Below are 13,183 nucleotides of genomic sequence, written 5' to 3'. Positions count from 1 at the left end.
TTACTGACCGACCTTGGCGTTCCACTCCGACAGCCACTTGTCACGGTTGTCGAGCGTCACGGCGGAAGGAATGAGCTGCAGGCTTTTTGCGGTTTCGTCCCCATAGGTGATATTGTTCGCCACCTCGTCGGACACCTTGACTTCCTTGTTGGTCGGGCTGTCCACGAGCTTTTCGGCCAGCGCCTTCTGAACGTCGGTCGAGAGCCAGAAATCCATGAACTGCAGCGCCAGATCTTCGTTCTTCGTGCCCTTTGGCACCACGAGCACGTTCATGCCGCCGGTCTGGCCTTCCTTGGGGGTTGCCCAGGCAAGCGGCAGATCGAGCTTGGTAAAGGGCGCCCAGGAGAAGCGGCCGATGGGGGCGGCCCAGATTTCTTCCTGCTGCATGAGCTGCACCAGCTGCGACGATTTCACGTAGAACGTGACGATATCGTCCTTCTTTTCGCCCACGGCTTCGATAGCGCCAGCAAGATCAGGCGTATCCTTGCCGATGGCCTTGCCCAGCATGTAAAGCGCCGGCGGGCCCTGATTGGTAGTGACATTCGGGAAAGCGACGTGGTCGACGATACCGTCCTTCAAAAGATCGGCCCAGCTATCGATCTTCATCTTGTCTGTGCGGTAAACGATTGACGTGGCGTAGAAATTGACGCCAACGCTCATGCCGTCGCCATTCGGATCCTTGGCGATATCATAGAGCTTGCCGATATTCGGCACCTTGGCGGCATCGATCTTCTGGATCAGGTCCTTGCGGGTGGCGGAAAGCGCATCCGCCATGGAAACAATGGCGAGATCGACCACCGGATTGGCCTTGTTGGCCTCCATCTTGGCGAGGCGCTCAACGCTGTTGCCGGTCTCGACGACCAGCTTGCAGCCGCATTGCTTTTCGAACGGTGTATAGACCAGTTCCTTGAATTCGTCCTGCGCGAAGGCGTAGACCGAGATCGTCAGCGTCTTGTCCTGCGCCTGCGCGGCACCCATCGTCAGCATCAGGGCGGTGCCCGATGCAAGAATGATTTTTTTCATGGTGTGAGTTCTCCTGCTGTCGTGTTTTTGGCTTCAATCGCATCATGCTTTTTTTCGCCGGTGGAGCCGCGCATGATCAGCGCCATCGGTACTTTCGAGATTTCTGCCGTGACCTCGGCAGCTATGCCGTTTTCGAAGCCCGCCTCGCCATCGATCGCGCGCAACAGCGCATCCACGGCCAGATCGGCGATGCGGCGCATATCCATGCGCATCGTCGTCAGCGGCGGCGTCACAACGGCGGAGAAAATCAGATCGTCGAAGCCGGTGACACTCGCCTCTTCCGGCACCTCGATGCCCTCGCGCTGCAATTCAGTGAGCGCGCGCAACGCATGCAGGTCGGATACGGCAGCAAAGGCAGTGAAACCATCCCTCACCTTTTCGGTAAGGCCGAGACGGCAACCCGCACCATCCGCCTTTTCAATGGCGTCCACCCACAGCGTTTCCGTGACGCAGGCCTTGCCCAGACCATCGCGAATGCCGCCGAGTCGGTCGTTCTGCACATTTGAGTCGCGGTTCTTGCCGATCAGCACCACCTTGTCGTGTCCGAGGGCTGCCAGATATTCGCCGATCTGCCGGCCGCCATCCCAGTGGTCAGCGGCTACGGTGTTTCCGGGCGTCGAGGGGCTGTCGATCACCGCCACCGGGCAATCGACATCCGCGATACGCGTGCCGCGGCGGGGAACGACGACCATGCCATCCACTCCACGCTCGATCAGCCGGTTGATGGCGTCCGTCTGCATGGCGATCTCGCCGCGGGAGTCGGCGATCAAAACACCATAACCGGCATTGACGGCTGCCTTTTCGATGGCCTGCGCGATCTGTGGGAAGAGTGGATTGGCGATATCCGGCAGCACCAGCCCGAGAACTCCTGACCTGCCGGTGCGCAGCGCCCTGCCCGCCGAACTCGGCACATAACCAAGTTCGCTTGCGGTCTTGCGGATGCGCTCCACCAGTTCCGGCGAAACACGGCCCTTGCCTGACAGCGCATTGGACACGGTTGCAACTGACACGCCGAGTGCCGCTGCTATCGCGCTCAGATTGGTGGCAGGCCGTGAAGACGCCATGATGGTCCGAAAGGGCTGATTAAACGTTTAATCACGATAATCGACCAAAACCGCCCTGTCGAGTCCGGCCAGAGACAAAACCGGGCAAAAATCGAGGCACGAACTCTAAATGCCCGAAAAAAGTGCGCTTATTTTTCCAGTGGCAGATTGCCAGCCGCACGATAGGCCTCCACCTGCCGTACCAACCAGTCGCGAAACAGCACGACTGGAACGTGGTTGGCACGGGATAGCGGCGCGACCGCATAATAGGAACTCGGGCTTTTGGCCTGATGATCGTAGGCTTTCACCAGTTGCCGCGATTTCAGTTCGTTATCGATCAGGAAAAGCGGCATCAAAGCCACGCCAAGTCCGGCTATACAGGCCTGCGCCACGCTGGAAAACTGCTCGAACCGCATGCCCTGCGGCAAGGCAAGCGAATGGCCGAGGCTCTCGAACCAGTGGCTCCAGGCACCCGGCCGCGAGGCCATGTGCAGCAGAGGCAGGCCGGCAATATCCTCACCTTTTTCGACCGGATGCGCCTTCAGGAATTCGGGGCTGCACACCGGCGCAACCATCTCATGCATCAGAAAGGTGCTTTCCGCTCCCGGCCAATCCGCCTGCCCGATGTGGATCGCCATATCCAGTTGCTCACGCTCGAAGTCGAACTGGCCGATGCGGGTGGCGAAATTAATGGTGATTTCCGGATGACTGGAGACGAAATCAGGAATGCGCGGCAGAAGCCAGCGGGTGCCGAATGTCGGCAGCATCGCTAGATTGAGCGTATTGCCATGCGTTTTGGTCATGATCTGCAACGAGGCGGCACGTATCTCGCCAAGGGCTGCGGCAATCGATTTCGCGTAAGCGCCACCCTCGGTCGTCAGTGACACTCCACGCGCGCCGCGCTCGAACAGGCGCACGCCAAGCTGTTCTTCCAGTGACATAACCTGACGGCTGATCGCCCCTTGCGTCAAGGCAAGTTCATCGGCAGCGGCTGAAAAGCTGCCAAGCCGGGCAACGGAATCAAAGGCGGCAAGCGCACTGGTGGAGGGCAGGAGTTTGCGGCTGAGAGACGTCATGAGCCATTACTATATGTAATGCAAAAATGAGTAAACATGGCTTGTGCCATCAGGGGCTAACACGAATAATCCGGCCAGCAAATCCGGAGGCATAACGTGAGCGAACGCGCAGCATTCAATTGGCAGGACCCTTTTCTGCTGGAAGACCAACTGACCGACGACGAGCGGATGATCCGCGACGCCGCCGCAGCCTTCGGCAAATCGGAACTTATGCCGCGTGTGTCCGAGGCCTATCTTTCTGAGACCACCGAACCGGAACTGTTCCGCCTGATGGGCCGCACCGGCCTTCTGGGCGTCACCCTGCCGGAAGAATATGGCGCCGCAAATGCCAGCTACGTGGCCTATGGTCTCGTGGCCCGCGAGGTGGAGCGTATCGACAGCGGTTATCGCTCGATGATGAGCGTGCAGTCCTCGCTCGTCATCCATCCGATCTTCGCTTATGGCTCGGACGAACAGAAGAAGAAATACCTGCCCGGCCTCGTCTCCGGCGAGCTGATCGGCTGTTTCGGCCTGACCGAACCGGATGCCGGCTCCGATCCGGGCGGAATGAAGACCCGCGCCGAAAAGATCGCCGGCGGGTATCGCCTGCGTGGTTCGAAAATGTGGATTTCCAATGCGCCCATCGCCGATGTCTTCGTCGTCTGGGCGAAATCCGAAGCCCACGACAACCAGATTCGCGGCTTCGTGCTGGAAAAAGGCATGAAGGGTCTGTCTGCACCGAAGATCGGCGGCAAGCTTTCGCTGCGCGCCTCCATAACAGGCGAGATCGTCATGGATGGCGTGGAAGTGGGCGAAGATGCGCTGCTTCCGAATGTTTCCGGCCTGAAAGGCCCGTTCGGCTGCCTCAACCGCGCCCGCTACGGCATTTCCTGGGGAGTGATGGGCGCTGCGGAAGATTGCTGGTTCCGCGCCCTGCAATATGGTCTCGACCGCAAGCAGTTCGGCAAGCCGCTGGCCGGCATGCAGCTTTACCAGAAAAAGCTCGCCGACATGCAGACCGAGATCGCTCTCGGCCTCCAGGCATCGCTGCGCGTCGGCCGCCTGATGGACGAGCACAAAATGGCGCCGGAAATGATCTCCATCATCAAGCGCAACAATTGCGGCAAGGCGCTGGATATCGCCCGCCAGGCCCGCGACATGCACGGCGGCAACGGCATCCAGATCGAGTACCACGTGATGCGCCACGCCCAGAACCTCGAAACGGTCAACACCTACGAGGGCACGCACGACGTTCACGCGCTTATCCTCGGCCGGGCGCAGACGGGCATTCAGGCGTTTTTCTAAGACCTTCTCCGCATCATTTCCTTCATGAAAAAAGGCCTTCGAAAATCACTTCGAAGGCTTTTTTACTTTTCCGGGTCAGGCAATCGCTTAGAACGTACCTCTAACACCAATGCCGAACATGCGCGGTTCGGTCATGCTGGCCTCGATGCCGCCAATGCCGCGGTTCTGCTGCATATAGGTCGGCGCACGCTCGTCGAAGACGTTCTTCACGTAAGCGTAGACCTCCATCTCCTCCTGGAACTTGTAGCTCGCACGCACATCGGCGATGGTGTAGGGGTCGATCGCATAGGCAGCCGTGTTGGCCGTGTCGGAATAATAACCGTCGATATGACGCACCTGACCCGAGACGGTGAACTTGTCGGTCACATCCCAGCTTGCCCCGATGCTGAACATGTAACCAGGCGATTTCGCGAATTCATTGCCTGCATAGCTGGCATTGCTGGAAATCTGGTCGATTTCGGTCTTCAGCACGCCGGCACTTGCCTTCAGCGTCACATTGTCGAGAACCTGATAGTCGGCGCCGACTTCCAGACCATAGGCATGCGCTTTCTGCGCATTGATGGTGTAGGATTGAGTAATGCCTGACGAGATAACGACCGGAATATTGTACTGGGCGTTCTTGTAATCCATGTAGAACAGGTTGCTGTTGAGCGTCAGCCTGTCATCCAGCAACTTCGCGCGCGTGTAGAGTTCGTAGTTCCAGATGGTTTCCTTCTCGAAGGGCAACCATTGGCCCGACGAGATGTTCAGCGATATGCCGCCGGGATTGTAACCACGGCTGATCATGCCGCCAACGGTCCAGTCATCATTGATCGCATAGGCAAGCGAGGCCTTGGGAAGCAATTCGGAAAAGGTCTCGTCAAAATCAACCGCGACGTTGGAATAGACGGAGCGGCCAGCGCGCTGAATACGATCGGTCTGGTAACGCAGGCCGCCGGTAAGCGTCCACTGGTCGGTCAGACGGTAGCTCAACTCGCTGAAAATGCCGAGATTGTCCTTGGTATCGTCAAATGTCGAAAGGGTTCTTCTGTTTGCCGGGTTCAGAAGATAAAGAATTTCATCGGCCTGCGTATGGGCGTAATAGATGCCCGCGACGCCACTCAGAACGTCTTCCTGGTCACCGAAGGTCACACGGGTCTCGTGGGACACATTCTTCTGATCGATATTGGCGTCGCCATTATTGACCACACCCACCCTGCGGCGCGCGTCTGAGGCGGAAAATTGCGTCTGGTTGAAGAGTTTTACGCCGTTTTCAAAGTCATAGTTGATGTCGAGAATACCGGTGTGGGTATTCTGGCTCCAGCTCGGCATGGTGGTGGTGACGTGGTTGAGATCCTCGAAAGGACGCGACGCCGCTTCCTGGCTCGGCCGGTTGGCGGCGTTATAGGAATAGGTCAGCTTGGTCGTCAGGCCCGGAATTTCCGGCGGTTCCCACAGAAGCTTGAAACGCGCGTTGAATTCCTTGAAATCCTGGTTGGTGCCTGCGTGGGCAAAACCGGAATTGATGTAATCGATAAAGGTATCGCGACCCGAATAATCGATTGCCAGACGCGCCGCCAGCTCGTCTTCGATCAAAGGGCCTGAGACCGCAAAGGACGCCCGCTTCTGGTGATAATTCCCGATTTCGGCCTGATAGCTTGCTTCCGGCGTAAACGTCGGGTCCTTCGTATTGACGAGAATGGCGCCGGCAATGGCGTTAGCGCCCTGCGATGTGGTCTGCGGCCCACGGAAGACCTCGATGCTTTCGACATCCCAGATGGACGTCGCGCCATAGATGAACTCGTTATAACCGAGATAGTGACCATCGACATTGATGGTGGCGCGCGGCACGGTGCCGGCGAAGAACGCCGTTGCTCCGGTGTTCGGGCCCTGCGTGTCGAGACCGCGAATGATCGGGGCGCTGACATTGTCGGTATAAACAACGTTTGGAATGTCCTTGATCGCGTCTGAGACGGTTGGATCGCCGGTCTTTTCCTTTTTCAGTTCATCGCTGGATTTGACCGAGACGGAAGACGCCGTGTTCTTCATGTCGCGCGCGACTTTTTCGCCGGTCACCACAATCGGCTTGAGAACGGTCGTTCCCGAGGCCTCGGCCTGTTGCTCCTGGGCGAAAACCGGCGTCACAAACAGGGCGGCCAGCGTCAAAACGCTGACCCCGCCCATCAAACGGCCGCTAGAACGAAACCCCATAACACACCCCTAATAAACATGAGTATCAAAGTCATATTCAAGTAACGGAAGCGTTATCCGTTTCGCAATAGAGAATGCGTTCCGTATTGTGGACGAATAGGGTTCCGTAACGGGATGTGCCATATTTACAACAAAGTTTATCGACTGGCCGTTGTCGTGTAGTTCCCCGCCTCAAGGGGAAGGCGTTGAAATAGCTCAGAAATCGATTCCGATTTCCGGTCGGATGCGCTAGGCATGTTCACGACATAAATCGGGGAGAGGACTTGGACGCCATGGATGACGAGCCGGACAATCTGCCTGAAAACGACGGAGAGAAGCGCTCTGCCCTCATTCAGTCGGTCTCTATTGCTGCCCGTTTTCTCGACCTTCTGGCAAAATCGGACGGGGCGCTTGCACTCGGCGAACTCGCCAAACGCGCCGGCACAGGCCGTTCCACAGCTCATCGTTACCTGCAAAGCCTCGTGCGGGAGGGACTGGTGGCACAGGACCCTGCAACCGGCAGCTACGACCTCGGCCCAACCGCGCTCTCGATAGGCGTCAGCGCGCTCAGACGAATCAATCCGGTTGAAACCGCCGGTCGACAGATGAAAGCACTGGCCTCGCAGATCGGCGCCAGTTGCGGCGTGGCGATCTGGACCGATCGCGGCCCGACCGTGGTGCAGTGGCACAGGAGTGCCAGCTTCTCCATCAGCACCGTGGCGCTGGGGGATGTTTTGCCGCTGGATAACAGCGCCTGCGGGCTGGTTTTTCAGGCTTATTTGCCACCGGATAGGACAGCGCCGGTGCGCAAGCTGCAGCCGCCCGCCTTTCGCGGGTCCCGCCCAGACGCTAAAGTCCTGCACGCCATTCGTGAGACGGGCGGCGCGGAACTCAACGAACACCTGTTCTCCGCCCTGACCGGCAAGGCCGCCCCGGTTTTCGACGCGCAGGGCGAAATCTGTTGCGTCGTCACCACCGTTTCTTTCCTCGCGACCGCCGAGACCGAGCGGCACTTTCAGCAGCTTCTTGAAGCGGCCGGAAAGGCGACGGCAGAATCCGGCGGCTCGTAAACCTATCCGGCCAGGTGGTCGGCGAAGGTGCTGCCGGAATAGGCGGTGCGGAAGAGCCCGGCATCACCGAGCCTCGGAAGCAGCCGCTCCAACACCAGCCGCATCGACGCGACCGAACCGCCAGGCACCGCGACAAAGCCGTCTATCGCGCCGGCCGCCACCCATTCGCGGATGCTTTCAAAAGCATCCTCAACCGTGCCGATGATCTGCCAATGACCCGACCCCATCACTTCCGGTCGCCGCAACAATTCGGCAACGCTCAGCGTTTCCCGTTCGATCAGCCGGCGGAGCAGATTGGCATGGGTGCGGCTTCTCGGTGTCTCGGGCGGCGGCGGGAAGTCAGAAGGGGTGACGATCCGCGTGAGCGACCAGTCGGAAAGGTCAAGACCCATCAGATTTTGAATGGATGCAAATATGCGGCCATGGTTGGCCCTTGCGTGGGTCTCCGCAAACAGCTCCAGCGCCTCGTTCTTTGTGTCCGCCAGATAAAGACTGAGACCCGGCATCAGCTTTACCACATCCGGTGAGCGCCCATGCCGCTCCGCTCTTTGCCGTAAATCCGCCCGAAGCTCGATTGCCGCCTGCATATCCGGCGTCGAGGCAAAGACCGCATCCGCAACAGAGGCTGCGAAATCGCGGCCCTCGGGGGAAGCTCCAGCCTGCACCAGTGGAATACGGCTGGAATGGGCAGGCAGGTTGAGCGGGCCTTTGACGCTGAAGTGCTTTCCTTCATGCGCGATTGGCTGGACCAGCGACGAATCGGCAAAACGCCCGCTCTCTTTGTCCAGCTTCAGCGCCTCGTTGGGAAAGCTCGCCCAGAGCTGCTGTACTACCTGCGTGAACTCGGCGGCGCGTTCATAGCGCTCCTGTGGCGACGGCATTTCTTTCAGGCCGAAATTTTCGTGGCCGTCCAGCGCCGTGACGATGTTCCATCCCGCCCGGCCATTGCTCAGCCAGTTCAGCGATTGCAGTTGGCGGGCAACCACATAAGGCGGCAGGAATGTCGTTGAAACCGTGGATAACAGGCCGACATGGCTGGTCTCCCGTGCGATGGCGGCCAGAAGCATGTTCGGGTCCATGCTCGCAAATCCGCCGCCGGTCTCCAGCCCCTCAGTGCGCAGAAACAGCGTGTCGGGCCGGAAGACAAAATCCACATGCGCAGCCTCGGCGCGCTTTGCAAGATCGACGAAATAATCGCTGGAGAAAACCCCGTCTATACCGCTGTCTTGACGCCGCCATGCCTCGCCGCTGAGCCAGGTTGGCGCCAGCGACATGCCGACGTGAAGCTTGAGCGCGACTGACATGAAACACCTCGAATGAAAAAATCATCACGAAATCCGCGATGTGAATCGGCAAATTTCGATTTGTGGAGAATTTTACTATAGTTTAGTGTCGCATCAAGACCAGCCTGTCGCGCTTGCCGGTACAGAACCCGATTTTCGCAAGTTCGATATGTGAATTCAACAGCTTAGGTAGGACGTGCGTCGAGTCGCCGCATGGCCCTATGAATAACAGGAGTTGTAATCCGGTGCTTGATGCCACGGACCTTCATGCGAGTTACGGACACATCCCCGTATTGCAGGGCCTGTCTGCCCGCTTTCAAACCAGCCGCGTCACAGCGCTGGTCGGACCCAACGGCTGTGGCAAGTCGACGCTGTTGAAGACCATCATGGGTTTCGTGCCTTTATCATCAGGCAGGATAAGACTCGGTGACCGCCTGATCGGCGCGATCGGACGCCGCGAACTCGCCCGCCGCATCTCCTATCTGCCGCAGGAATGCCATTGCCCTGACTATATGACGCTTGGCGAATTGATCGAGCTTGCGGGTTATGCACGTTACGGGCTTGGCGGCGGTCCATCCGAACGCGACCGGGCGCTTTTTGCCGAAGCGCTGAAGACCGTCGGGCTGGAAGACAAGGCCAGGGCGCAGGTCAACACGCTGTCCGGCGGCCAGCGCCAGCGCGCCTTCATCGCCATGGTGCTCGCTCAGGACACGGAGGTGATCCTGATGGACGAGCCGGTCAACCATCTCGACATGAAATATCAATATGCCGTCCTCAGCCTCGTGCGCGAACTGACGGACAGGCACGGCAAAACTGTTATCGTCGTGCTGCATGATCTCAACCTCGCCTCCACCTTCGCCGATGACGTCATCATGCTGAAAGCCGGACGGGTTCTCGCCTCCGGGCCTGTCGCGAATACGGTCACATCAGCCAATGTTGCCGACGTCTTTGATCTCGAGGCCGACATATTTTCCCGGCAGGGGCGGCTCATCTGCGTGCCGCGGCTGGAGCGGCAGGAACAGGCCATTCCGGCATGACATCTAAAATAATGCTGATCTTTGCCGCCGCGATCTTGCTGGCCGTTGTTCTCGTCATCAACTTCGTGCTGATGACTGGCGACCTGCCACTTGCCGAAATCGCGACGACGCTCCTGCATGGCGAAGCCGAAACCTATGAACAGTCGGTTCTCCTCTATCAGCAAATCCCGCGCTCACTGATTGCGATCTATGTCGGCGCCACCACGGCCGTCAGTGGCTGCGTGCTGCAGGGGCTTGCCCGCAATCCTCTCGCCTCGCCCTCCACCCTGGGCCTGAATGCCGGTGCGACGCTTTTTGTGGTCGCCGGTGCGCTGGTGTTCGATTTCTCGCCCGAAATACAGGGGCTCATCGCGCTTATCGGCGCTGGCTTCGGCTTTGGCGCCTGCTTCCTCGTTGCCCGGCTGGCCGGGCGGTCAAACGATCCGCGCGGCCTGTCGCTCATCCTGTCCGGTGCGCTTGTCTCCATGCTGCTGATCGGCATCACCAATGCCCTCCTTTTGTCAAACCCCACACGTCGCGCCGAATTCCTGAGCTGGGTCGGCGGCAATATCAACCACGTCTATGCCGAGCGCCTCACCGACTTCTGGTGGATTGGCGCCATTGCGATGGTGATGCTCTGGTCGGTCGCCCGCCCGCTGACGCTCGTACTGCTGGGTGCGGAAAAAGCCGCCTCCGCCGGCGTCAACGTCACGCGCGTTTCCCGGATCGCACTTTTCGCCACAATGCTGGCCTCTGGCTCGGCCGTGGCCATCTGCGGTCCCATAGGCTTCGTCGGCCTCATCGTTCCGCACATGGTGCGGCCGCTGGTCGGGGTGAATTTCACGCTGGCTTTGCCCGCTTCATCCCTTGTCGGGGCGAGTCTCTGCGTGCTGGCCGATCTGGGCGCGCAAACCCTGTTCAGGCCGTATGTGGTCAATACCGGACTGTTCATGGACCTGCTTGGCGGCCTCGTCTTCATCGTCATCGTCAAGCGCTTCTATCTTTCGCCTTCGGCCAATAAACTGTCATGAAGAGGGCTGTCATGAAAAGGCAATTGGCCACCGATGGCAAAGCGGTCCTGCGGCTGCCGAGCGGTCTGCAGATCGGCATCGGCAACCTAAAGGCCGGCCTTGCACTGATCCTACTGGCGTTGGTGCTGGCCGCCATTTCCGTTAGTCTTGGAAATACACAGACCGGTCTCATTGACCTTCTCCACGGCGTTACCGGCGGGCATTTGAGCGACGACCAGGCCTATGCGCTGTGGACGGTGCGGCTGCCGCGCATCCTGCTTGGTTTTATGGCCGGATGGAGCGTTGCGCTGGCCGGGGCCATGCTGCAATCGGTCGCCCGCAATCCGCTTGCCGATCCCGGCCTGTTCGGTCTGAGCCAGGGATCAATGACCACCATCATGCTGCTCCTTGTGCTGGTGCCGACGGCGCCCAAGACCATGGTGGCGCTTGCGGCCGTCGGCGGCGGCCTTGCAGTAGCTTTCCTGCTCATAGCGCTCGTGGGGCGGGAACGTTCCAGCGGGCTCGCCATCCTGCTGATGGGCATCGCAATCGAATCCGCCCTTTCATCAGTCTCATCAGTGCTTTTGCTTTACACGCCAACGGAAACATCGCTGTCGCTTGCAGACTGGATGGCGGGTTCGCTATTTCAGGCGAGCTGGCCGATCATCCTCATATTCGCGCCTCTTTTCGCGGTCAGCCTTGTGGGCATTTTCCTCATCGGCCGGGCGCTTGCGGTTTTAGATCTCGGTAACGAGATGGCCATGGCGCTCGGCGAAACGGTCAAACGTTCGCGCCCGCTCGTCATCGTTTTTGCGGTCATCCTCAGCTCCGCTTCCGTCACCGCTGTCGGCCCCTTGACCTTTCTCGGCGTCATCGCCCCGCATCTCGCCACCTTCGTGTCGCCCGCCGTCGGTCGCGCCAGACTTTTCCTGTCGGGGCTGACGGGCGGCATTCTGGTGGTGACCGCCGATACGCTTTCGCGTGGGCTGGTGGCCGATACGCCGATGCCGATAGGCCTTGCGCTGACGCTGATCGGCGTGCCGCTTTTCATCCTCACGCTGCGCCTGCAGGCGCTGCGCAGAACCAACCGCCACTGAAGAAATTGAACAAAGGGTATGCCATGCGATTTGCCATCCTCGTTGCAGCACTTCTGACCGCCGGAAGCAGCCTTGCCGCAGAGCGAACCGTCACCGATGCCGCCGGCCGCACGGTCTCCATCCCCGAGCAGCCGCAGCGCATTGTCGTCATGCACGAACCGCTGCTGGGCGTGCCGCTGATGGATCTTGGCGCCAACGTGGTAGGCGCCTATGGCCGCAACAGCGACGGCAAATTCGCAACCGCCGTTGATTTCATCGACACCGTTCTCGGTGAAGGCCGCACGAAACCGAAAGGTTTCGGCGCGGTGGGTCAGATCGATCTCGAAAAGCTGAGAGCGCTGCAACCTGACCTGATCGTCGCCACGGAAATGGACAGCGGCAAGGCCGAGCAGCTTTCCACCATCGCGCCCGTCTATCTGCAGAAGGTAAGCACTGGCCACACCTATGGCTTCAGCGTCGAAGAGAATCTTTCGGGTCTCGTTGGCAGAAGTGACGCTTTTGCCGAGCGCCGGAAGACCTATGACGAGAAACTCGCCACCGTCAAAAAAGCACTCGGCGAAGACGCAAAAGGCAAGACCTATCTCGCAATTCTGCTGACCGACCAGATCAACGCGGTCGGCGACATGTCCGGTGCGGTGCAGGCGCTCGAGGATCTGGGTTATGCACGGCTGAAAATCGACAACGCAACCTCGTCGGGTGGGCTGGGTTCCACCCTGACGATGCCGCTCAGTGCCGAGGCTTTTGGCAAGCTCAATCCGGATCTGCTGGTGGTGATGAACAGCTATAACAGCCCCGCCCGAGGCGAAGCCGGAACGCGCGCCGCACTTGAAAAGATCATTCCCGGCTGGGAACGCTTCGTCAAACCGGCGCGTGACGGCCGGATCGTCTTTCTCGATTCCAGCCGGGTCACGACGCCGTCCATCCCAAGCGCGCTGCACACGCTGGACGCGGTGGAAAGCTGGGCAGGCCGCCGTTAAACGCCTTTTCGACAAGCGCAATTCCGGCGCAAACCATGCGCCGGACATAAACTTGAGTTTTTGAAGAAACTTATATTGCGACCGCCGGAACCGCCTGTTATGGTTTGCGCATCTTGACACAACGACGTCGGATCT

Annotated in this window: 11 protein-coding genes; 6 read left to right on the top strand and 5 right to left on the bottom strand. The window is 59.3% G+C overall.

What is annotated here, in order from left to right; translation table 11 throughout:
* The 3 genes from G6L97_RS20960 to G6L97_RS20950 form a co-directional block, all read right to left on the bottom strand.
* Complete coding sequence (locus G6L97_RS20960) at positions 1-1,023, bottom strand: ABC transporter substrate-binding protein (protein WP_003504736.1); 1,023 nt, start codon at positions 1,021-1,023, stop codon at positions 1-3.
* A complete protein-coding gene (locus tag G6L97_RS20955; protein ID WP_003518110.1) occupies positions 1,020-2,087 on the bottom strand; it encodes a LacI family DNA-binding transcriptional regulator in 1,068 nt (355 codons plus the stop codon). Before G6L97_RS20955 ends, G6L97_RS20960 begins: the two co-directional genes overlap by 4 nt.
* 128 nt (positions 2,088-2,215) lie before the next feature.
* Positions 2,216-3,142, bottom strand: coding sequence for a LysR family transcriptional regulator (locus G6L97_RS20950; protein ID WP_003518111.1), 927 nt, complete (start codon positions 3,140-3,142; stop codon positions 2,216-2,218).
* Between the two features lie 96 nt (positions 3,143-3,238).
* On the opposite strand from G6L97_RS20950, the gene G6L97_RS20945 reads away from it, so the two are divergent.
* Positions 3,239-4,426 carry an acyl-CoA dehydrogenase gene (locus G6L97_RS20945; RefSeq protein WP_003518112.1) on the top strand — a complete coding sequence of 396 codons (1,188 nt, stop codon included), beginning with the start codon at positions 3,239-3,241 and terminating at the stop codon, positions 4,424-4,426.
* An 87-nt stretch (positions 4,427-4,513) separates the two neighbouring features.
* Here G6L97_RS20945 and G6L97_RS20940 read toward each other — a convergent pair whose 3' ends face one another.
* Positions 4,514-6,616 carry a TonB-dependent receptor gene (locus tag G6L97_RS20940; protein ID WP_013762289.1) on the bottom strand — a complete coding sequence of 701 codons (2,103 nt, stop codon included), beginning with the start codon at positions 6,614-6,616 and terminating at the stop codon, positions 4,514-4,516.
* A 272-nt stretch (positions 6,617-6,888) separates the two neighbouring features.
* Here G6L97_RS20940 and G6L97_RS20935 point away from each other — a divergent pair, with 272 nt between their 5' ends.
* Positions 6,889-7,665 carry an IclR family transcriptional regulator gene (locus tag G6L97_RS20935; protein WP_013762288.1) on the top strand — a complete coding sequence of 259 codons (777 nt, stop codon included), beginning with the start codon at positions 6,889-6,891 and terminating at the stop codon, positions 7,663-7,665.
* 2 nt (positions 7,666-7,667) lie between these two features.
* On the opposite strand, the gene G6L97_RS20930 is transcribed toward G6L97_RS20935, so the two are convergent.
* The gene (locus G6L97_RS20930) at positions 7,668-8,969 is read right to left on the bottom strand and encodes an NtaA/DmoA family FMN-dependent monooxygenase (protein ID WP_013762287.1); all 1,302 of its coding nucleotides are present in this window, start codon (positions 8,967-8,969) and stop codon (positions 7,668-7,670) included.
* A 200-nt stretch (positions 8,970-9,169) separates the two neighbouring features.
* On the opposite strand from G6L97_RS20930, the gene G6L97_RS20925 reads away from it, so the two are divergent.
* Genes G6L97_RS20925 through G6L97_RS20910 form a run of 4 tightly spaced genes read left to right on the top strand, consistent with a single transcriptional unit; the run spans position 9,170 to position 13,048 of the window.
* Positions 9,170-9,985 carry an ABC transporter ATP-binding protein gene (locus G6L97_RS20925; protein WP_013762286.1) on the top strand — a complete coding sequence of 272 codons (816 nt, stop codon included), beginning with the start codon at positions 9,170-9,172 and terminating at the stop codon, positions 9,983-9,985.
* Entirely contained in the window at positions 9,982-10,995 is a 1,014-nt protein-coding gene (locus G6L97_RS20920) for a FecCD family ABC transporter permease (RefSeq protein ID WP_013762285.1), read from the top strand. Before G6L97_RS20925 ends, G6L97_RS20920 begins: the two co-directional genes overlap by 4 nt.
* Positions 10,996-11,006: 11 nt before the next feature.
* Positions 11,007-12,071: a FecCD family ABC transporter permease gene (locus tag G6L97_RS20915; protein ID WP_035200140.1), complete on the top strand. Its 1,065-nt coding sequence runs from the start codon at positions 11,007-11,009 to the stop codon at positions 12,069-12,071.
* Between the two features lie 23 nt (positions 12,072-12,094).
* Positions 12,095-13,048, top strand: coding sequence for an ABC transporter substrate-binding protein (locus G6L97_RS20910; RefSeq protein WP_035200139.1), 954 nt, complete (start codon positions 12,095-12,097; stop codon positions 13,046-13,048).
* Positions 13,049-13,183: the final 135 nt, after the last annotated feature.

This window comes from Agrobacterium tumefaciens (assembly GCF_013318015.2).
GTDB lineage: Bacteria > Pseudomonadota > Alphaproteobacteria > Rhizobiales > Rhizobiaceae > Agrobacterium > Agrobacterium tumefaciens.
Note: the sequence above shows the minus strand (reverse complement) of the source record. Positions and strands in the feature narration are given on the sequence as shown.

Excerpts from the sequence above, each read along its gene's own strand:
- G6L97_RS20930 (WP_013762287.1), bottom strand. The coding sequence starts at position 8,969 with ATGTCAGTCGCGCTCAAGCTTCACGTCGGCATGTCGCTGGCGCCAACC.
- G6L97_RS20950 (WP_003518111.1), bottom strand. The coding sequence starts at position 3,142 with ATGACGTCTCTCAGCCGCAAACTCCTGCCCTCCACCAGTGCGCTTGCC.
- G6L97_RS20955 (WP_003518110.1), bottom strand. The coding sequence starts at position 2,087 with ATGGCGTCTTCACGGCCTGCCACCAATCTGAGCGCGATAGCAGCGGCA.
- G6L97_RS20960 (WP_003504736.1), bottom strand. The coding sequence starts at position 1,023 with ATGAAAAAAATCATTCTTGCATCGGGCACCGCCCTGATGCTGACGATG.
- G6L97_RS20920 (WP_013762285.1), top strand. The coding sequence starts at position 9,982 with ATGACATCTAAAATAATGCTGATCTTTGCCGCCGCGATCTTGCTGGCC.
- G6L97_RS20935 (WP_013762288.1), top strand. The coding sequence starts at position 6,889 with ATGGATGACGAGCCGGACAATCTGCCTGAAAACGACGGAGAGAAGCGC.
- G6L97_RS20915 (WP_035200140.1), top strand. The coding sequence starts at position 11,007 with ATGAAAAGGCAATTGGCCACCGATGGCAAAGCGGTCCTGCGGCTGCCG.
- G6L97_RS20940 (WP_013762289.1), bottom strand. The coding sequence starts at position 6,616 with ATGGGGTTTCGTTCTAGCGGCCGTTTGATGGGCGGGGTCAGCGTTTTG.
- G6L97_RS20910 (WP_035200139.1), top strand. The coding sequence starts at position 12,095 with ATGCGATTTGCCATCCTCGTTGCAGCACTTCTGACCGCCGGAAGCAGC.
- G6L97_RS20925 (WP_013762286.1), top strand. The coding sequence starts at position 9,170 with ATGAATAACAGGAGTTGTAATCCGGTGCTTGATGCCACGGACCTTCAT.